This is a genomic window from Pseudomonas sp. SIMBA_068 (genome assembly GCF_046534705.1).
GTDB lineage: Bacteria > Pseudomonadota > Gammaproteobacteria > Pseudomonadales > Pseudomonadaceae > Aquipseudomonas > Aquipseudomonas putida.
This window is the reverse complement of record NZ_JAWRYI010001645.1, coordinates 1-236: the sequence shown is the minus strand read 5'-3', so window position 1 is coordinate 236 and position 236 is coordinate 1. Positions and strand designations below refer to the sequence as shown.

1 pseudogene is annotated in these 236 nt (G+C 66.9%); it reads left to right on the top strand.

Features of this window, described 5'->3' with window-relative positions:
- Positions 1-236: pseudogene (locus SB756_RS35310) on the top strand (AmpG family muropeptide MFS transporter); the annotation flags it as partial.

Genomic DNA, 236 nt, shown 5'->3' with positions numbered 1-236 from the left:
GCTGGTGTTCTCCACCCTGTCCGTGTGGTTGCGTGAAGCCGGTGTTGCCCGCGAGACCATCGGCTACGCCAGCCTGATCGGCCTGGCCTACGCCTTCAAGTGGGTGTGGTCGCCGCTGCTCGACCAATGGCGCCTGCCCCTGTTGGGTGGCCTGGGTCGGCGTCGTTCGTGGCTGCTGTTGTCGCAAGCGCTCGTGGTCATCGGCCTGGTCGGCATGAGCCTGTGCGACCCGCAAC